Here is an 18,346-nt window from a genome sequence, read left to right as displayed (position 1 = left end):
TTCTCCTCGAGCATCTCCATCACGGCGCTTCCGAACCCTCCGGCGAGGACGTTCTCCTCCACCGTGATCACCCGCCCGATGCGGCGGACGAGCGGAAGGAGGAGCTCCGCGTCCATCGGCTTGACGAACCGCGCGTCGACCACGGCGGCGGAAATCCCGGCCTTCCGGAGCTCCTCGGCTGCGCGCAGGCAGATGGAGACGGTCGGGCCGATGCCGACGAGCAGGACGTCCCGTCCGTCTTCGAGCAGCTCCCCTTTCCCCCAGGGCGCCCTCCCCGGCTCCGCCGGGACCGCGACCCCCATGCCGGTGCCGCGGGGGTACCGGATCGCGACGGGACAGCCGGCCTCCACCGCCGTCCGCAGCATGCGGGCAAGCTCCGCTTCGTTCCGGGGGGCCATGATGGACATATTGGGGACCTGCCGCAGGAACGAAAGGTCGAAGATGCCGTGGTGCGTCGCCCCGTCCGCCCCCACGATCCCTCCCCGGTCGACGGCGAACACCACCGGAAGGTTCTGCAGGCACACGTCGTGGATGATCTGGTCGAGGGAGCGCTGCAGGAAGGTCGAGTAGATGGCGACCACCGGGATCTTCCCTTCGCGCGCCAGCCCGGCGGCGAAGGTCACGGCGTGGCTCTCGGCGATCCCGACATCGAAGAAACGGTCCGGAAAGACTTCCCGGAACTTCGTGAGCCCCGTCCCGCTGCACATGGCGGCGGTGATGGCGACCAGACGGGGATTCTCCTTCCCGAGGGCGACGATCGTGTCCGAGAAAACGTCCGTGTACGTGGGGCCTGACGCCGGGCCTGTCCCTTTCCCGGTCTCCGGGTCGAAGGTCCCCACGCCGTGGAAGAACTCGGGATTGGCCTCCGCCGGGGCGTACCCCTTTCCCTTGGCGGTGACGACGTGGACGAACATCGGCCCTTCCAGGTTGGAAAGGTTCTGGAACGTCCGGACGAGCGCATCGATGTCGTGCCCGGGGATGGGGCCGACGTAGGTGAAACCCAGCTCCTCGAAGAGGAGCCCGGGGACGATGAATCCCTTGGTCAGCTCCTCGGACTTCTTCGCGATGCGCGCCAGGAAGGCGCCGTGCGGCATCGCCTTGAGCAGTTTCTCGATCCGCCGGCGGAAGGAGGTGTACGCGCGCCCCGTCATGATCCGGTTCAGGTAGCTCGAAAGGGCGCCGACGTTCTGCGAGATCGAGAACTCGTTGTCGTTCAGGATGACGATGAGGTCGCTCTTCCGATGACCCGCCTGGTTCAGCCCCTCGAAGGCAAGGCCGTTGGAAAGGGAGCCGTCCCCGATGACGGCGACGACGCGGTTCCGCTTCCCGTCGAGGTCCCGGGAAACGGCCATTCCGAGCGCCGCGGAGATCGACGTCCCGGAGTGCCCCGTTCCGAACGCGTCGTACGGGCTTTCGGAGATGCGCGGGAAGCCGGAGATCCCGCCGAAGGTCCGCTGCCCGGCGAAGGCGTCGCAGCGCCCCGTGAGGATCTTGTGCGCGTACGCCTGATGGCCGACGTCCCAGACGACGCGGTCCTCCGGGCAGTCGAAGACGTAATGCAGGGCGATCGTAAGCTCTATGACGCCGAGGCTGGACGCGAGGTGCCCCCCCGTCCGCGCCACGTCCCGGACGATCTTTTCGCGAAGCTCCGCGGCGACTTCCGGCAGGCGCTCCCGCGGCACCTTCTTCAGGTCGGCCGGGCGCTGGATCGACGAGAGCCACGGGGATACCATCGTCTACGATCTCCTGTCCTTCACCATTCGGACCATCTCGCGGAGCGGATCGGCCTCTTCGCGGAAAAGGGAGAGCGACGCCAGCGCCTCCCTCCCGAGCGCTTCCGCCCGGTCTCGCGCGGCCGGAAGCCCGTAGGCGACGGGGTAGGTCCATTTCCCCCGCGCCCGGTCCTTCGCCGTCCCTTTCCCCATCTCCTCGAAGCTGGCGGTCTCGTCGAGGATGTCGTCCGTGATCTGGAACAGCAGCCCCAGCCGCGTGCCGAACTCGCCGAGGGCGTCGATCTGCGCCGGGCTCCCTCCGCCGAGGATTCCCCCCATCCTTGCGCAGGAGGCGAGCAGCGCGGCGGTCTTGCGCATCTCGATGTCCTCGACCGCGGACGGATCCGACGCGCCCGCCGTCGCGGACAGGTCCATCTGCTGCCCGCCGACCATCCCCTCCGCCCCCGCCGCCCGGGCGAGGTCCGCGATCGCCCGGATCGCCCTTCCGGGGTCGTCCGCGGCTCCTTCCGATTCCGCCATGATGCGGAACGCCTCGGTCAGCAGGGCGTCGCCCGCCAGCACGGCCGCCCCCTCGCCGAACACCTTGTGGGACGTGGGCTTGCCGCGCCGGAAATCGTCGTCGTCCATGGCGGGAAGGTCGTCATGGATCAGGGAGTACGTGTGCACGAATTCGACCGCGCACGCGAACGGGAGCAGCCGCCGCTCGTTCCCCCCCACGGCGTTCCCCGCGGAGAGGAGCAGCACGGGCCGGACGCGCTTCCCGCCGGCCATCAGGGAATACTCCATCGCCTCCAGCAGGGATACCGGCGCCTTGCACGCCTCCGGGGAGACGTACCCCCGGAGGGCGCCGTCCACCAGCCCGCGAAGGCGGGCGAGCTCTCCCGCGCCGGGGCCGCCCACGTCACTCCTCTTTGCCGGAAAGGTCGCCCTCGTCCACGGTTTCGGTCGAGACGCCTTCCGGCTTCCGAAGCAATAGCTCGATCTTGCGGTCCGCCTCGTCCAGCCGCTTCCTGCAGATCCCGGACAACGCCATCCCTTCCTCGAAGAGGCGGATGGACTCCTCGAGAGGGGCCTCCCCCGATTCCAGCCGGGCCACCACCGCCTCGAGCCCCTTCAACGCCTCCTCGAAGGAAGGCTCCTTTCCCTTGCCCGCCATCGTTCGCCGCCTCCGGAACCTGTTAGTTTAGTATACATTTACCGCTTATTTCCCCGGAATCGCGAAGAGTAGCGACGGGTCGACCCGCCCGCCCGGCACGCGTACGCCGAAGTGGAGGTGCGGCCCCGTGGCCCGTCCCGTGGATCCCACCTCGCCGATCGGCTCTCCCCTGGACACCCGCTGCCCCTCCTTCACGGAAAAACGGTTCAGGTGCATGTAAATGCTGAAGACCCCCCCGCCGTGGTCGATCATCACCGTCCGGCCGCCGAAGAACTGTTCCGCGGCAAGCGCGACCGTCCCGCCTGCGATCGACCGGACGGGCGTCCCTTCGGGCAGGCGGAGGTCCACGCCGGTGTGCGGCGACCGGGGCTCCCTGTTGATCACCCGCCGGGAGCCGAAATTCTCCGGCCGGAACGGCTCCACGGGGGGAAGGAACGGCGCCTCCCACAGGATCGGCGCGCTGATGCGGGCGAAGCGCCCGTCCAGCAGTTCCTTCTCCTCCCGGATCCGGCGAAGCGTGGATGCGTCGAACTCTGCCATCCCCTTCGGCAGGGAAAGCTCCTGGACGGGGAACTTCCGCCCGGCGACCTCCAGCACCGTCTCGACGCGGCTGCGCATCCCCCCGGTGAACGATTCCGCCGCGAGCGTCTCGGGTCCCGCGTCCGCCAGCAGGTCGATGCCGATCAGCGCCTCGTAACGTCCGGGAGCGGCCTCGCGCAGCGGCCAGGCGGCGCCCTTCCACAGGAGCGACAGGTTGTCGACGGGTCCCGAAGCGGATACCACGACCATCAGCGGCGATCCCAAGGCGGGATCGCCGCCGGCGACGGAAATCGACAGCGACGAAGCCGGGGCCGGAAACGGGGATGCCGCGAGCCCGGGGAGGACGAAGAGCGAGGCGAGAAGGACCCTTCCGGCGGAAATCATGGCTATCCCTCCTCGACGATCGCGCCGAAGGTCCCGTCCGAAACCTGGATGTCGAGCGGACCGCCGGGGCGGACGTCCGACACGGACCGGACCGCTCTGCCCGTGGCGCGATCGATGGCGATCGAGTACCCCCGGGTAAGCACAGCACGGGGGTCCAGGGCGGCGAGCTTTCCGGAAAGGAGGTCGAGACGCGCCCGGAGGCGGCGTTTCCCGGCGTCGATCGCCGACACGGCGCGCGCGCGGAGCACGGCGGCTTCGCCGCGCCGCGCGGACACCCACGCCCGCGGGGAATGGATGCGCACGGACGCGGAAAGGCGCTCCACCCGCTCCCTGTGCTCCCGGACGGCGGATCGCGCGGATTCCGCGAGCAGCGCCTCCTGCTCTCCCAGCGCGTAACGCTTCCCCTGGAGAAGCGGACGGGGATCGGACAGCTTCCCGGCCGCGATCCGCCATTCCTTCCGGGCGGCTTCCCGATGGTGCGTATCGGCCCTCCGCACCCGGAGGACGAGCGCGGCGACGCGCTCCAGCAGCTCCACGCGGTCCGGCACCGCCATCTGCGCCGCCGCGGTGGGCGTGGGCGCGCGGTGGTCCGCCGCGAGGTCGGCCAGCGTGAAGTCCGTTTCGTGTCCGACCGCGCTGATCGTCGGGACCGGCGAACGGACCAGGGCGCGCACGACCGCTTCTTCGTTGAACGCCCACAGGTCCTCGATGGTGCCGCCCCCCCTCCCGCAGAGGATCGCGTCGGCGGCGCCGAATCGATACATCGCGTCCAGCGCGGCGGAGATGTCCGCCGCCGCCCCCTCGCCCTGGACGAGGGCGGGGGCGAGGACGATCGACACGCCGGGAAAGCGCGAGCGCGCCACGCGCAGCATGTCCCGCAGGGCGGCGCCGTGGCGGGAGGTGACGATCCCGATCCTCCGGGGAAACGGGGGGAGCGGCCGCTTCCTCTCCGGGTCGAACAGCCCCTCGTCCGCGAGCTTCCGCTTCCTGCGCTCGAGCTCCACCAGGAGGTTCCCGATCCCGCGCACCTCGACGGACCGGGCGTAGAGCTGGTACTCCCCCTTTTTCTCGTACACTCCCAGCGAGCCGGTGACGACCACCGACTGCCCGTCGCGGACCTCCCCGTAGACGTTGCGTTCGTTCCCCCGGAAGAGCACGACGCGGATCTGCGCACCTTCGTCTTTCAGCGAGAAATACCGGTGTCCGGATGCCTCGTACAGCTTGTAGTTCGACACTTCCCCTTCCACGCGGACGAGCCGGAAGGAGCTCTCCAGCGCGCGCTTGATGCGAGCGGTCAGCTCCGTGACGGTGAGGACTTCTTCGAAAAGGGGGAGGTTCACACTTTCAATCCTTGGTGGGCAGGGCGGCGCCGGAGCGGTCCGCGAGCAGCTCCGCGACGGTCGCCGTGCGGACGCCTTCCCTTTCGAGGTCGGGGACCAGCGAGAGCAGCGCGGTCAGCGTCTCCCGGCGGGAATGGCTCACGAGGACGGCGTCGCCGCGCTCCTTCGCGATGGCGACCGCCTTCTCCCATGCCTTCCGCATCGCCCCGGGGTCGGGGCTGTCGTCGAGGAAGACGTCGCGCCGAAGCGCGGGGACCCCGACGTTCCGGCACGCCTCCGCCGCCAGCGAGCCGGACGTCGTCACCCCGTCGACGAAGAACATTCCGCGTTCCCGAAGCGCCGAGGCGAAGGCCTCCATCGCCGCAGCGTCGGCGGTGAACGCCGAACCCATGTGGTTGATCGCGCCTGCGGCCTGCGGGACGTCCTCGGTCATCCGCCCGAGCCGGTCCCGGATCTCCCCCGGGGTCATGCCGAGGAGCAGGCGGAACGGCTCCGTCCGGTCGGGTGAATCGGTCCGGGGCTCCATCGGCACGTGCAGGATCACGCCAAGCCCGCGCGAGTGCGCGGAGGACGCGATGGTCCGGGAGGACGGTCCGAAGGGAAGAACGGCGAAGGTGATCCGGCCGGGGAAATCGAGCCACTCGGCGTCCCGGACCGGCTCGTATCCGAAGTCGCCCACAACGATTGCCAGCCTGGGCGACCGCTCCGCCGGGACGGCAGGTTCCCCTGAAGGGGGCGCCGGCTCCGGGGAGCGCCCCGCGAAAGGAGGGGTTTTGGGCGCGGGCGCGTTTCCGCCCGTGGGCCAGTACAAAACCGCAGCAAAAAGGAGCAGCCCGGCGGCGAACGCTCCCGTCACCAGGGCCGCCCACCCCCACCGCTTCCGCCGCCTGCCCTTTTCCCCGCCGCGGCTCCGATCCATCGCCGGGGGCGCCGCTGTCGCGCTCAGGAGGCCTTCCGCTTGTCGATGAAGCGGCTCTTGAAGATCTCCCAGCCCCTCAACAGGTCCACCGCGCGGTCGAGCTGGGGATCCTTCGGGTCGTCCTTGCGGGCCTCCGCCTTCCCCGGCGCCGCCTTCGAGTCGTTCCCGCCTTCCTTCTTCTTCTCGATCGCCGGCGCGGGGGCCGCCGCGGGCGCTTCCTCGCCGTCGCCCTTCAGGTGCCGATCGATGTCCTTCTCCCGCATCGGCCCGGGATGCCCCGTCGACGCCTCCCTGCCGTCGTCCACGAGGATGTCGGGCTCGATCCCGCGGGCCTGGATGGAGCGCCCGTTGGGCGTGTAATATCTCGCGGTGGTGAGCCGCAGGGCGGAGCCGTCCTCGAGAGGGAGGATCGTCTGGACGGAGGCCTTCCCGAAAGTCTGCTGGCCGAGGATGATCGCCCGCCCGTGATCCTGGAGCGCGCCCGCCACGATCTCGGAGGCAGAGGCGGAGCCCGCGTTCACCAGGACGACGATGGGGAACCCGGTATGGGTTCCTTCCTTGTGAGCCGAATATTTCGTCTTCTGCGCTTCTATGCGGCCGTCGGTGTACACGATGAGGCCCGATTCGATGAACTCGTCCGCCACCCGGACCGCCTGGTCGAGGAGGCCCCCCGGGTTGTTCCGCAGGTCGAGGACAAGCCCCTTCAGCCCTTCTTTGGACTTCCGGAACTCTTGAAGCGCTTTTTCGACCTCCTGGTGGGAATCCTGCTGGAACTGCGCCAGGCGGATGTATCCGATCCCGTCGGGAAACGTCTTCGACTTGACGCTCTTGATCTTGATGAGCTCCCGGGTGATCGTGTAGACCTTCGGCTCCGGGACGGATTCGCGCACGATCGTGATCGTCACCTTCGTTCCCGGCTCCCCGCGAAGCCGCTTCACGGCCTCCATCACGTTCATGTTCTTCGAGGACTCGTTCTCGATGCGGACGATCCGGTCGCCCGCCTGCAGCCCCGCGCGGGCCGCGGGCGTGTCCTCGATCGGGGCGATGATCGTGAGGAATCCGTCCTTGACGCCGATCTCGATCCCGAGCCCTCCGAAGACGCCCTTCGTCTCCACCTCGACCTGCTTGAGCATGTCGGGAGTGAGGTAGCTGCTGTGGGGATCGAGCGTCTGCACCATTCCGTCGATCGCCCCCTTGACGAGGTTGTCCACGCTCACTTCCTCGACGTAGCTGCTCTGGACGGTCGACAGGACGTCGCCGAAGATTTTCAGCTTGCTGTACGCGACCGTGGCCTGCGCCGAGTGGCGCGAGGTGGAGAGATCGCCCAAGATGAATCCCGCGATGAAGATCGCCGCCACCGCCGCGATTCCGAGCAGTTTCCGCGCGCGCCCCTTCCGTGCTTCCGACCCGCCCTTTTCCATTCCTTCGCCGCTCCTTATCGATCCAGGGAAATCACCGATGCGGGATCGATCGCCGTTCCGCCCGCCCGCAACTCAAAGTATAACACCGATTTTCCCGTCGGCGATTCCGGAAGCCTTCCGACCACTTGCCCCTTGGCGACCTCCTGGCCCGTCCTCGCCAGGAAGGCGTCGAGCTTCCCGTAGACGGAGAACAGCCCGCTCCCGTGCTGAAGGATCAGCACGTTCCCGAAACCCGAGACGGCGCCGGAGAACGCGACCTCCCCCGCGGCGGATGCCTTCACCAAGGCGCCGGATGCCCCCTCGAGCTCCACTCCCCGGTTCTCGATCGTCACATCGAACGTGGGATCGTGCTGCTTCCCGAAACGGGTGACGATCCTCCCGGGCATCGGGGAGGACAGGCCTCCGGCCAGCGAAGCGAACCGCCTCGGCGGTTCCGCGGGCGGACGGGGCGCCGCCTCCCGGCCGGCCTTCCTTTCCGCCTTCTTCCGGGCCAGACGCTCCCGCTCCTTCGCCAGGCGCTCGATGCGGGAGACGAGCGATTCCATGCGGGCGATCCTCGCCCGGAGCGCGCGCAGCTCCCTCTGCTTCGCCTGTTTCTCCCGCTCGATGCCGGCGAGCCGCTTCCGTTCCGTCTCGGCCCGCGACAGGAGGCTGTCCCCCACCTTCTTTTCCCTGTCCATCTTGCGCTCGGAGATCTCGACCTGCCGCTCGATCCCCGACAGCTCCCGCTCCTTCCGCTCCCGCGCCTGCGAAAGACGCTCGAAATCCTCAAGGTCCGCCCCGAGGAATCCCCGCATCAGGTAGCGTTCGCGCTCGGAGGCTGGCCGTACCGGAGGACCCGCCGGCTCCGCCCGGCGCCGCTCGAAGGCGATCCTGGCCGCGCGCCGGATGCCGCTCCGGGTCCGCCCCTGAGCTTCCGAGATCTCCCGGACCTCCCTCTCGGTTTCGTCCTGCCTCCGCTCCAGCGCCGACAGCCTCCGGTCGATCCCCGCGAGGAGCTCCCGCTGGCGGTTCAGCCGCTTCTGGAGCACGGTCACGCGCTCCTTGGTGAGCTTCTCTTTCCGTAGCGCCTCCGAAAGCTCCGCCGCCGTCTTCTCCTCCCGCGCCTTCATCTCCATGAGGCGCGACCGTTCCCTGCGAAGCTCCGCCGATTCCCCGGCCGCGGACGCCGCGCCCGAAAGAAACAGCGCCGGGAGCAGCAGCACGAGGCAGGCGATGGCGACGGCCGCCGGTCGAAGCATCACTTCCCGGAAGGCCGGACCGCCGTCCACCCGAGGAGGGACGACGCGCCGAAGAGGATGGCCGCGCAAAGGACGAACACTCCCGACGCCGCCAGCGCGGGCGGAGAAAGGAGCGCCTCGGGGGCGCAGACAGCGGCCTGGAGGGACGGGTGCCTCCGGAGGAGAAAATGGAGCGAGGCTGCGGCCGCGGCGACGGCGACGGCCGACAGGAGGATCCCCGCAAGCGCCGAGCCCGCCGCGCGGGACGCCGCCACCCGACGTTCCGAAATGCCGCGCTCCACGAGGAACCCTATATCGCCCGACAACGCGGCGGACCGAAGCTGCTCCTGTAGCTTCAGGATGACGAGGAAGAGCGCAGCGATCAGCGCGAACATCCCCCAGGCGAAAAACGCGGCCGCCCGCTGGACCTTGAAGAGCCGGGGCAGGGAATCCTCGCCCGCCAGAACCTTCTCGATCAGCTCCACGGGTTTCAGCGCGGAGAGCACGGCGTCCACGTCCCCCGCGGTGAACCGGTCGTGCCGGAACCGGATCTCGATGTACCCCGGCAGCGGGTTCCCGCCGGCGTCCCGGATCGTTTCGACGCCCGGGAACGCGTCCAGGAACTCCTCCCACGCGTCCTCCGGATCCCTGTACTGCGCGGAAAGGACGGAAGGGAGCGCCGCGATCCTTCCCGCGAGCCCGCGCGACTCCTCCGGGGAAGCCGCCTCCCTCAGCACCGCCGTGACGGCGTATTGCGAGGCGAAGTACCGGGTCGCCCCGCCGGACAGCTGCAGCGCGAGGAAGGCGAAGGCCATCAGGAACAGGAGGAGGAATCGGCCGAGCGACTGGACGGCGAGGGTTCGCCCCGCGAACCGCCAGTCGATCCACGCGAGGGAAAGCCGTTCTCTCAATCGACACCTCCCTTGGCCGGCATGCGGTGGACGAGGAACGGCCCGGCCGGTTTCCCCGGACCCGCGAACGCCGTCCACCTCGCGGGAAGCCTGCGTTCCGCCAGCAGGACGATGATCCCCGCCCGCGCCAGCGCCCGGAACAGGGAACCGATACGCCCTGCGAACGGCTCGCCCGCGGAATGGACGATCCCGTCCGCGAAGAGGACCCTCGGCGACCGCATCAGCTCCGCCGCGAGCGTGACCCTCGCCCGCTCGGACATGGACAGGTCCGAAAGCGGCGCGTCCCCCGCGACGGAAAGCTCCACCATGGAGAGAAGCCGCTCCCGCCGGTCCTTCCGCTCGCCCGGGGGAAGGTTGCCGACCACCATCGCGGACCGCTCGAACAGCCCGTTCACGGTCTGCCTCGCTTCGGCGTCGAACCGTTCCGGGACGAAGCCGCAGGAGGCGCGGAAGGCCCGGAGGAAGGATTCGCTCCCGCGGAAGAGCGACTCTCCGAAGGCGAGCACGTCGCCGGCGTCCGGCCGCCGCTCGCCCCGGAGGACGGAGAGCAGCACCGTCTTCCCGGATGAGGGCGGGCCGACGATCACGGAGACGCTGCCCTCCTCGAACGCGAAATCGAGGCCGTCCCAGAGCGTGGCTCCCCTGACGCGGACCCCCAGGCGGAACGCCTCGATCATCGATCGCCGGGCTCCTCCTCGCAGGGGATGATCTCCCCCGCAAGGAGCCGCCGGATCTCCTCAAGATGCTGGATCTTCATGCGCGCCTTCAGCGCGTCCTGCCACCTCGAACGTTCGAGGATATCTTCGTACGGCCACTCGACGCTGTCGAGGATCACTCCCCCCAGGTAGACGTGCGTCTTGATCGTCGGGTTGGCGTGCCCCCCGTCCTCCGTCTGGACGTGGTACGTCTTCCCGCGGAGCCTGATGTTGTGGTTGAACCCGGAGAGCATCTTCCTGGGGGTCGGTCCCATCGGTCCCTTCCTTCTCCCTACAAGGTTATCCGCCGTACGTCGCAGAGGTCCCTTCCGAAGAACCCCTTCCCGACGGCGGCGAATCTCTCGGGATCGTCCGTGACGAGGAATTCCGCCTTTCCGTCCCCCGCCCTCCCCCGGACCAGGGTTTCCGACAGGAGGATGTCCACGACCCTCGCCGCCTCTTCGCCCGAGTCGATCAACACCGTCCCGTCGCCGAGAAAATCCCGGATCGACCCCTTGAGGACCGGGTAGTGGGTGCAGCCGAGGATCAGGGCGTCGGGCGGCTCCGACCGGAACGGGGAAAGGTATTCGGAGATCACGGCGCGGGCGATCTCGTTGTCCGTCCACCCCTCCTCGGCGAGCGACACGAGCAGCGGGCAGGGGATCGACCGGACCTTCGCCGACGGGACGGCGGCGCGCAGCGCGTCCTCGTAGGCGCCGGAGCGCACGGTCCCCCGGGTCCCGATGACGCCGATGCTCGTCTTCCGCGGGAGCGCCGCGGCCCGTCGCACGCACGGGTCCACCATCCCCACGACCGGGATCTTGTAGATTTTGCGCATCGCCGGCAGCGCCAGCGAAGACGCGGTGTTGCACGCGACGACGAGCAGCTTGATGTCGTGGACGCGGATGAGGTAGTTCGCGATCTCGATGGAATAGCGGGTGACCGTCTCCGCGGATTTCCCGCCGTAGGGGACACGCGCCGTGTCCCCCATGTACACGAAATGCTCCGCCGGAAGCGCCCCCACCAGCTCCTTCAGCACGGTCAGGCCGCCCAGCCCGGAATCGAACACACCGATCGGATTTTCCACGCCTTCTCCTAATACTTTGATTTTTTTAAGGTAAAACGCTATCGTATAGATGTCAACCGACCTTGGAGGGAAGGAGGGACGGGGTGGACGAGATTCTCGGCTACCTGACGAACGCGAACCTGCTGGAACTGGCGAAGGATGCGCGCATCCTGGTCGGCGCCGGCGCGCTGCTGGTGCTCGCCCTGATCTTCCGGTGGAAGTACATCGCGGCGCTCCTCCTCGGGATGGGGGGGACGCTGGCCGTGATCCATTACGCCAATCTGGGCCAGGGCAACGCCGCGATCGACAGGGACCTGCTGACGTTCGGCATCGGAGCCGTGATCGTCGCAGGCATCGTGATCTACTTCCTGTTCATCCGCAGTGACTGACCCCCGCCGCCGCGTCGGATTCACCACTACAATCCCCGTCGAGATCCTCTACGCGGGGGGTTGCGCCCCGGTCGACCTGAACAACGTTTTCATCGCCTCGGACCGCCCGGAGGAGTACGTCCGGCAGGCGGAGAGCGAGGGATTCCCGCGGAACTGCTGCGGCTGGATCAAGGGGATCTACGGCGTCGTCCACCGGCACGGCTTCCGGCAGGTGATCGCCGTCACGCAGGGAGACTGCAGCTTCACGCAGGCGCTGATGGAGGTCCTGCAGTACCGGGGCGTCTCCGTCGTCCCCTTCGCCTTCCCCTTCGACCGCGATCCCGGTTCGCTTTCCCTGGAGCTCTCCAAGATGGCCGACCGCTTCGGGACGACGCTGCCGGAAGCGGAACGGTGGAAGGAGCGGCTCGACGCCGTCCGCCGGATCGCTCACGAGATCGACCGGCTGACGTGGGAGGAAGGGAAGGTCAGCGGGGAGGAGAACCACCGGTGGCTGGTGGCCTGCTCCGACTTCGAGGGAGACCCGGACGGCTACGCCCTCCGCGCGGAAAGGTTCCTCGCGGAGGCGGCGGCGCGCCCCGGGAGGACCGGCCCGGTGCCCTTGGCGTTCGTGGGGGTCCCTCCCATCGTCTCGGGCCTGCACGCATGCTTCGAGGAAGCGGGGGCCCGCGTGGTCCTTAACGAGGTGCAGCGCCAGTTCTCGATGCCCTTCCGCACGGAATCGCTGGTCGGGCAGTACCTCGCCTACACCTACCCGTACTCCTTCTTCGAGCGGATCCGGGACATCCGCGCGGAGGTCGCCCGGAGAGGCGCCCGCGGCGTCGTCCACTACGTGCAGTCCTTCTGCTTCCGGCAGATCGAGGACATCCTGCTGCGCGGCGAGGTCGGCGTCCCGGTGCTCACGCTGGAAGGGGAATCGCCCGGAGCGGTGGACGAGCGGACCAGGATCCGCATCCAGGCGTTCGTCGAGATGCTGGGCGGCTAGTCCGCGGCGGCGCTTACCATTCCCCCGTCCGCAGGAACGCGTCGATGGCCGCGGCGGCCTTGCGTCCCGCGCCCATCGCCAGGATCACGGTCGCCGCTCCGATGACGATGTCGCCGCCGGCGAAGACGCCCTTCTTGCTGGTCTTGCCGGTTTCCGGGTCGGCGAGGATGTTTCCCCACTTGTTGGTGCCGAGCCCGGGCGTCGTCGCGGGGACCAGGGGGTTGGCGCCGTTGCCGATGGCGACGATCACCGTATCGACCGCAAGGCGGTATTCCGACCCCTGAACCGGGACGGGCCGCCGGCGACCGGAGGCATCCGGCTCGCCCAGCTCCATCCTCTGGCACTCCGCCTCGGTAACGAACCCCTCCTCGTTCCCGTGGAACGCGATCGGGTTGGTGAGCAGGTGGAACTCGACCCCCTCCTCCTCCGCGTGGTGCACTTCCTCGATCCGCGCGGGCATCTCCTTCTTCGAGCGTCGGTAGATCAGGTACACCTTCTCCGCCCCCATGCGGACCGCCGTCCGCGCCGCGTCCATCGCGACGTTCCCGCCGCCCACCACGGCCACGCGCCGCGCCCGGCTGACCGGGGTGTCGGCCTCGGGAAACTTGTAGGCCTTCATCAGGTTGGAGCGGGTGAGGTACTCGTTGGCGGAATAGACCCCGATCAGGTTCTCCCCCGGGATGTTCATGAAGTAGGGCAGCCCCGCCCCCGTCCCGATGAAGACGGCGTCGAATCCCTCATTCGTCATCAGCTCGTCGATGGTGATCGACTTCCCGATGACCGCGTTGCACTCCAGCTTCGCCCCCAGCTTCCGGATGTAGTCCACCTCGGCCTCGACGATCACCTTCGGGAGCCGGAACTCCGGGATGCCGTACATGAGCACACCGCCCGGCTTGTGGAGCGCCTCGAAGATCGTCACGTCATGGCCTATCTGGACGAGGTCGCCCGCGACGGTCAATCCCGCGGGACCCGCGCCGACCACCGCGACGCGCTTTCCCGTGGGAGCTCCGACCGGCGGGATCTCCACGTTGCCGGTGACGCGCTCGAAATCGGCGACGAAGCGCTCGAGCCGCCCGATGGCCACCGGGTCCCCCTTCTTGCCGAGGACGCACGGCATCTCGCACTGCTCCTCCTGGGGGCAGACGCGGCCGCAGACGGCGGGGAGCGCGTTGGTCTCCTTGATCTTCCGGGCGGCCTCGACGAACTTTCCCTTCGCGACCAGGTCGATGAACTCCGGGATCTGGACGCTCACGGGACATCCCTTCACGCACTGCGGATTCCTGCACTGGATGCAGCGGGACGCTTCGAGGATGGCCAGATCGGGGGTGAGCCCGTACGGGACTTCCTTGAAGTTCCCCACGCGTACGGAGGGAGGCTGCTCCGGCATCGGCTGCCGGGGAACGCTGAAAGGCTTCGGGCGGGCTCCTGCGGAAGGCGCGTCGGCCATCAGGCGCCGCCTTTCCCGGGGGCGACGGACCCGCTCCCCATGCACTTGCCTCCCGCGTGCTCGTACCGCTCCATCGCCGCCCTCTCCTCCTTCAGGTACGCCCGGTTCCGCAGCACGAGCTCCTTGAAGTCGACCTCGTGCCCGTCGAACTCCGGGCCGTCCACGCAGACGAACTTCGTCTCCCCGCCCACGGTCACGCGGCAGGCGCCGCACATTCCCGTGGCGTCCACCATGATGGGGTTCAGGCTGACCACGGTGCGGATCCGGTGGGGGCGGGTCACCTCGGCGACGGCCCGCATCATCGGCACCGGCCCGATGGCGACGCACAGGTCGATCGTGTCGCCGCGGTCGATCATCGCCTGCAGGGCGGTCGTGACGAATCCCTTCTCGGCGTAGGAGCCGTCGTCCGTGGTGACGACGATGTCGTCGGAGACCGCCCGCATCTCGTCCTCGAGGATCAGCAGCTCCTTCGTCCGCGCGCCGAGGATCGTGACCAGGCGATTTCCCGCCTGCTTTACGGCGGCGGCGATGGGAAGGAGCGGCGCGGCGCCGATGCCCCCCCCGATCCCGACGACGGTGCCGAACGTTTCGACATGCGTCGGCTTCCCGAGGGGACCGACGACGTCCGTGTAGCCGTCCCCCGCCGAGAGGCGGGAAAACGCGGTCGTGGATTTCCCGACGGCCTGGAAGATGATCGTCACGGAGCCGTCTACGGGATCGGAATCGACGATCGTCAGGGGAATGCGCTCCCCTTCCTCTCCCAGGCGGAGCACCAGGAACTGGCCCGCCTTCCGTTTCGCCGCGATCCTGGGAGCCCGGATCCGCTGCAGGAAGACGTTCTTGGCGATCTCTCTGGATTCGAGAACGGGATACAAGGGGCTCTCCTATGCGACCGCTTCGAGCGGAAACGGCATTTTAAATGTTCCTGCTTCCCCGTTCAAGCCGTGAAAACGGCGCGAACGTCGCTGCGAAGACGGTCGATCCCGGAACGGGTCCGGGCGGATGTCCCGATGACCTTTCCCCCGGCCTCGAGCCACGGCTCTCCGGAGAAGCGCGCAAGGGCGGCGTCCGCCTCCCGCGAAGAGAGCTTGTCCGCCTTGGTTCCCACCCAGCGGAACGGAACCGAGTGCGCCTCCAGGTATTCCGCGAGCTGGCGGTCGTCCTCTCCCGGACCGCGCCGCAGGTCGACCAGGACATAGACGCGCCGCAGGCGCCGGCAGCCGGAAAGGTACCCCTCCACCAGGGTCTTCCACGCCTCCCGCTCCGCGCGGGACACCTTCGCGAATCCGTACCCGGGAAGGTCGACGATGGCGCCGCCTCCGCCCACCTCGAAGATCGCGATGCCGCGCGTCCTTCCGGGGGTGTTGCTGACGCGGGCCAGGCGGGAACGGCCCGTCAGCGCGTTCAGCAGGGACGATTTCCCGACGTTGGAGCGGCCGGCGAATGCCACCTGGGAAAGGCGCACGCCCGGCCATGCGCTCCCGACGGGATCGAACAGCAGGAACCGCGCCTCGGGGAAGGTCATTCCCCGCCTACTGCTTCGGGAGGAGCGGCATGGCCTTCTCGATCTCCCCTTCCTTGACCAGTCCCTTCGCCGCGAAAACGATCCTCCCCCCCCTTTCGACCACGAACGTCGAAGGGATCTCGGACACGCCGTAGAGGTCGGCGATCTTGAACGATTCCCTCCCCTCCAGCTCGTCCATCAGCCCCCCGAAATCGTGCCCTTCCTGCCGGAGGAACCCCTCCACGGCATCCTTCATGGGCCCCCCGTCGAGCGAGACGGCGGCCACGCGCCAGCCGGAATCGCGGTGCTTCTCCCGAATCCTCTGCACGATCGCCAGTTCGCGCCGGCACGGTTCGCAGAATACGGAAAAGAAGACCAGAAGGAACGGGGATTTCGCCTTCTCGGCCTCGAAGTCGAACGTCTCCCCCAAGGTGCTGCGGACGGTAAAGCCGGGGGCGGCGGCCTCGACCCCGGCGCGCGCCGGCGGCGCACCCGCCGGCCTGTCCTGCGCGAAGGCCGCGCCGGCGGCCGCGAGAAGGGCCAGGAAAGCGGCCGTGACGGGACGGCGAGGTATCCGCCGACCGGCCCGCCCCGGCTCAGACCTTGGAAAGCACTTCATCGTTCACCGTCACCTTGCCCTTCTTCCGGAGCTCCTCGATGTGCGTCTCGAACATTTCGCGCCGCTTCCGGTTCGTCAGGATCTCCCGAAGCTGCTCTCTCACCGCGTCGATGGGAGGGGCCTTCTCCTTGCCCCCTTGCATCGACTGGACCCGCCTCTGATAGTCGGCGGCGACTTCCGAGTCGGTGGCGGGGGTGACCGTCTCCGTCACGTTGTCGAACATCATGTTGGCGATGAGCGACCGCTCCATGTTTCGGCGGGAGGCCTTGTGGAACTCGGTCCCCTCCACATTCCGCATCTTCGAGTACGCCGTCATCGCCCGCAGGATCAGCTCCTGCTCGACGATCCTGGCCACGAGGGCCCGGGTCATCTGGTCGTTCTGCCCCCCTTGGAGAACCGGGAGCGACGGCATCTCCCGGATGACTTTCTTGACGTCCGAATACAGGATCTTCTCGTCCCCCGCGGACGCGAGGACGGCGTTGTCCGGGAGGCTCTCCCCCTTGCCGATCCGCTCCAGCGCGGCATTGTCGATCGCCGCGCCCGTTTCCTTCCGGGCCGTGGCGACCAGGTCCTGCTGGATCTTCCGGAGCTGCCGCTCGACGATGGCCTTCGCCGCCCTGCCCGACGCCTCCGTTTCCGGGATGCCGGGATTCTCCTTGCGGATCTTCTCCGACTCGGCCTTGACCTCCTTGTCGTCGACCTTCAGCTTCTCCCCCGCCTCCTTCCGGAGCAGGGCGTTGATCTTGACGCCGGACTGGTTCTTCTCCACGGCTTCCTTGTATTTCGCGGTATCGGGCAGCCCCATGGAGATCCCTTCCTGGACCAGGAGGCTTCCCGCCACCAGGCGCTCGACCGCCTGCCGCTTCTCCTCCACAGGCATCTTCTCGAACGTGAAGACGCCGACCGGCGCGCCCAGGTACTCCCTGAGCTCGAGGACGGTGATCTCCTCGCCGTTCACCTTCGCGACGACTTCCTTGTTGAAATCCTTCTTCGAGCACCCGGCGGCGAATGCGGCGCATACAACGACCGCCGCGACGACCGTCGCGACCCCTGCCTTCCGAACCGTCCCCACGTTCCTTCTCCTCTCGACCTGCCGTATTGTCATGCTTTCAAGATGCGGATCTGCGACGCGGACGAAATCCCCAGCCCGGATTCCATCGCCTTCCGGATGTGGGAAACGTCCTCCGCCTTCCGTCGGAACACCTTCTCTGCCGCAACCGCGTCGGCCGCCACCACGTCCGCGGAGGCGAACGCCATCCCGAGCTCCCGGACATCGGCCAGATCGCCTCCCGACGGGCCGTTGCGCAGGAGCACGCGGCTTGCGTCGATCACGGTCAGCCGGGATGGCACCCTCCGGTTGACGTCGACGAGGCACTCCGCGATCCGGGAGTGGATCTGCCCCCGGTTCCCCCCCATGACGCCCATGAGGTTCTTCAGCCCGAGCGTGACGTCCGACAGGGAGTGGACCTTGGCGACGGGAACGTTCACGACCTTGTCCGCCTCGAGGACGTCCCGGTACAGCTCCCATTCATCGAGCGCCAGCGCCCCGGGGATCTCCGTGCGGACGAATTTCCTGGCCTCCACGTGGTAGATACGAAGCGCGTCCGACGCGTGATTCTTCCTCGCGAAGCGCTCCACGGCCTCCTCGATCCCGCTGTTGCGGTAGCACCGTCTCGGCTCGTTGCAGGTGCGGTCGAAGATGCGGACGGCCTTCGCCCCGGCGGCCAGACACATCTCCGCCACGGCCACCACGGCGTCGGGGTGCGTGTTCGCCGCCTGCTCGGGAGTGCGGTCCCAGCCGATGTTGGGCTTGACGACCACGATATCGCCTCGCGAGACGAACGCGCCCATCCCCCCGAGCGCCTCCACCGCCTTCCTCGCGTTCGCGCCGGGAGAGGCGCCGGAAGCCACGGAAACGGCGACCGGCGGCCCGACGGCCGCGCAGAGCCGCGAAACGGCGCCGGGGGAGGAGGCCAGCCCCGCCGCGATCCCCGCCACGCGGAGGAACTGCCTCCTGTTG

20 protein-coding genes are annotated in these 18,346 nt (G+C 68.4%); 2 read left to right on the top strand and 18 right to left on the bottom strand.

Features of this window, described 5'->3' with window-relative positions; genetic code table 11:
* From dxs to murI, 12 genes are all read right to left on the bottom strand, one after another.
* Nucleotides 1–1,733: 1-deoxy-D-xylulose-5-phosphate synthase (gene dxs / locus AB1346_12910; protein ID MEW6721343.1), on the bottom strand; the 1,733-nt coding region annotated here is incomplete at its 3' end.
* Nucleotides 1,734–1,736: 3 nt separating this feature from the next.
* Complete coding sequence (locus tag AB1346_12905; protein MEW6721342.1) at nt 1,737–2,633, bottom strand: polyprenyl synthetase family protein; 897 nt, start codon at nt 2,631–2,633, stop codon at nt 1,737–1,739.
* A gap of 1 nt (nt 2,634) precedes the next feature.
* Complete coding sequence (gene xseB / locus AB1346_12900) at nt 2,635–2,889, bottom strand: exodeoxyribonuclease VII small subunit (protein MEW6721341.1); 255 nt, start codon at nt 2,887–2,889, stop codon at nt 2,635–2,637.
* Between the two features lie 45 nt (nt 2,890–2,934).
* On the bottom strand, nt 2,935–3,813 hold the full coding sequence (locus AB1346_12895) for a M23 family metallopeptidase (GenBank protein MEW6721340.1): 879 nt from the start codon (nt 3,811–3,813) through the stop codon (nt 2,935–2,937).
* Between the two features lie 2 nt (nt 3,814–3,815).
* Nucleotides 3,816–5,153 (bottom strand): exodeoxyribonuclease VII large subunit, encoded by a 1,338-nt coding sequence (gene xseA / locus AB1346_12890; protein MEW6721339.1) that lies wholly within the window; start codon nt 5,151–5,153, stop codon nt 3,816–3,818.
* Nucleotides 5,154–5,157: 4 nt separating this feature from the next.
* Nucleotides 5,158–6,072: a divergent polysaccharide deacetylase family protein gene (locus AB1346_12885; GenBank protein ID MEW6721338.1), complete on the bottom strand. Its 915-nt coding sequence runs from the start codon at nt 6,070–6,072 to the stop codon at nt 5,158–5,160.
* 23 nt (nt 6,073–6,095) lie between these two features.
* Nucleotides 6,096–7,493, bottom strand: a complete 1,398-nt coding sequence (locus AB1346_12880) for a S41 family peptidase (GenBank protein ID MEW6721337.1) — start codon at nt 7,491–7,493, stop codon at nt 6,096–6,098.
* A 14-nt stretch (nt 7,494–7,507) separates the two neighbouring features.
* A complete protein-coding gene (locus AB1346_12875) occupies nt 7,508–8,734 on the bottom strand; it encodes a peptidoglycan DD-metalloendopeptidase family protein (protein ID MEW6721336.1) in 1,227 nt (408 codons plus the stop codon).
* Nucleotides 8,734–9,624: a permease-like cell division protein FtsX gene (locus AB1346_12870; GenBank protein MEW6721335.1), complete on the bottom strand. Its 891-nt coding sequence runs from the start codon at nt 9,622–9,624 to the stop codon at nt 8,734–8,736. Before AB1346_12870 ends, AB1346_12875 begins: the two co-directional genes overlap by 1 nt.
* Complete coding sequence (locus AB1346_12865; protein ID MEW6721334.1) at nt 9,621–10,301, bottom strand: ATP-binding cassette domain-containing protein; 681 nt, start codon at nt 10,299–10,301, stop codon at nt 9,621–9,623. Before AB1346_12865 ends, AB1346_12870 begins: the two co-directional genes overlap by 4 nt.
* Entirely contained in the window at nt 10,298–10,594 is a 297-nt protein-coding gene (locus AB1346_12860; protein ID MEW6721333.1) for a hypothetical protein, read from the bottom strand. Before AB1346_12860 ends, AB1346_12865 begins: the two co-directional genes overlap by 4 nt.
* 17 nt (nt 10,595–10,611) lie before the next feature.
* Nucleotides 10,612–11,406, bottom strand: coding sequence for a glutamate racemase (gene murI / locus AB1346_12855; protein ID MEW6721332.1), 795 nt, complete (start codon nt 11,404–11,406; stop codon nt 10,612–10,614).
* Between the two features lie 83 nt (nt 11,407–11,489).
* Between murI and AB1346_12850 the strand changes: the two genes are divergently transcribed.
* Both AB1346_12850 and AB1346_12845 read left to right on the top strand, forming a co-directional pair.
* Entirely contained in the window at nt 11,490–11,774 is a 285-nt protein-coding gene (locus tag AB1346_12850) for a hypothetical protein (protein MEW6721331.1), read from the top strand.
* A complete protein-coding gene (locus AB1346_12845; protein ID MEW6721330.1) occupies nt 11,767–12,756 on the top strand; it encodes a 2-hydroxyacyl-CoA dehydratase family protein in 990 nt (329 codons plus the stop codon). Before AB1346_12850 ends, AB1346_12845 begins: the two co-directional genes overlap by 8 nt.
* Nucleotides 12,757–12,769: 13 nt before the next feature.
* Here the strand turns inward: AB1346_12845 and gltA are convergent, their stop codons facing one another.
* From gltA to AB1346_12815, 6 genes are all read right to left on the bottom strand, one after another.
* Complete coding sequence (gene gltA, locus AB1346_12840) at nt 12,770–14,203, bottom strand: NADPH-dependent glutamate synthase (GenBank protein MEW6721329.1); 1,434 nt, start codon at nt 14,201–14,203, stop codon at nt 12,770–12,772.
* Nucleotides 14,203–15,078: a sulfide/dihydroorotate dehydrogenase-like FAD/NAD-binding protein gene (locus AB1346_12835; GenBank protein ID MEW6721328.1), complete on the bottom strand. Its 876-nt coding sequence runs from the start codon at nt 15,076–15,078 to the stop codon at nt 14,203–14,205. The genes gltA and AB1346_12835 overlap by 1 nt, the downstream gene beginning before the upstream one ends.
* 62 nt (nt 15,079–15,140) lie before the next feature.
* Nucleotides 15,141–15,728 carry a ribosome biogenesis GTP-binding protein YihA/YsxC gene (gene yihA / locus AB1346_12830; GenBank protein ID MEW6721327.1) on the bottom strand — a complete coding sequence of 196 codons (588 nt, stop codon included), beginning with the start codon at nt 15,726–15,728 and terminating at the stop codon, nt 15,141–15,143.
* A gap of 7 nt (nt 15,729–15,735) precedes the next feature.
* Complete coding sequence (locus AB1346_12825; GenBank protein ID MEW6721326.1) at nt 15,736–16,326, bottom strand: TlpA disulfide reductase family protein; 591 nt, start codon at nt 16,324–16,326, stop codon at nt 15,736–15,738.
* Nucleotides 16,304–17,398: a hypothetical protein gene (locus AB1346_12820; GenBank protein MEW6721325.1), complete on the bottom strand. Its 1,095-nt coding sequence runs from the start codon at nt 17,396–17,398 to the stop codon at nt 16,304–16,306. The genes AB1346_12825 and AB1346_12820 overlap by 23 nt, the downstream gene beginning before the upstream one ends.
* 29 nt (nt 17,399–17,427) lie before the next feature.
* The gene (locus AB1346_12815) at nt 17,428–18,324 is read right to left on the bottom strand and encodes a DUF362 domain-containing protein (GenBank protein MEW6721324.1); all 897 of its coding nucleotides are present in this window, start codon (nt 18,322–18,324) and stop codon (nt 17,428–17,430) included.
* Nucleotides 18,325–18,346 lie beyond the last annotated feature (22 nt).

This window comes from Thermodesulfobacteriota bacterium (assembly GCA_040758155.1).
Taxonomy (GTDB): Bacteria; Desulfobacterota; Deferrimicrobia; order Deferrimicrobiales; family Deferrimicrobiaceae; genus UBA2219.
This window is presented reverse-complemented; position numbering and strand designations above follow the sequence as displayed.

What these genes read in the sequence shown, in the direction of transcription:
- AB1346_12885 (MEW6721338.1), bottom strand. Translation starts at nt 6,072, where the DNA reads ATGGATCGGAGCCGCGGCGGGGAAAAGGGCAGGCGGCGGAAGCGGTGG.
- xseB (MEW6721341.1), bottom strand. Translation starts at nt 2,889, where the DNA reads ATGGCGGGCAAGGGAAAGGAGCCTTCCTTCGAGGAGGCGTTGAAGGGG.
- AB1346_12880 (MEW6721337.1), bottom strand. Translation starts at nt 7,493, where the DNA reads ATGGAAAAGGGCGGGTCGGAAGCACGGAAGGGGCGCGCGCGGAAACTG.
- gltA (MEW6721329.1), bottom strand. Translation starts at nt 14,203, where the DNA reads ATGGCCGACGCGCCTTCCGCAGGAGCCCGCCCGAAGCCTTTCAGCGTT.
- AB1346_12895 (MEW6721340.1), bottom strand. Translation starts at nt 3,813, where the DNA reads ATGATTTCCGCCGGAAGGGTCCTTCTCGCCTCGCTCTTCGTCCTCCCC.
- AB1346_12825 (MEW6721326.1), bottom strand. Translation starts at nt 16,326, where the DNA reads ATGAAGTGCTTTCCAAGGTCTGAGCCGGGGCGGGCCGGTCGGCGGATA.
- AB1346_12860 (MEW6721333.1), bottom strand. Translation starts at nt 10,594, where the DNA reads ATGGGACCGACCCCCAGGAAGATGCTCTCCGGGTTCAACCACAACATC.
- yihA (MEW6721327.1), bottom strand. Translation starts at nt 15,728, where the DNA reads ATGACCTTCCCCGAGGCGCGGTTCCTGCTGTTCGATCCCGTCGGGAGC.
- AB1346_12865 (MEW6721334.1), bottom strand. Translation starts at nt 10,301, where the DNA reads ATGATCGAGGCGTTCCGCCTGGGGGTCCGCGTCAGGGGAGCCACGCTC.
- AB1346_12875 (MEW6721336.1), bottom strand. Translation starts at nt 8,734, where the DNA reads ATGCTTCGACCGGCGGCCGTCGCCATCGCCTGCCTCGTGCTGCTGCTC.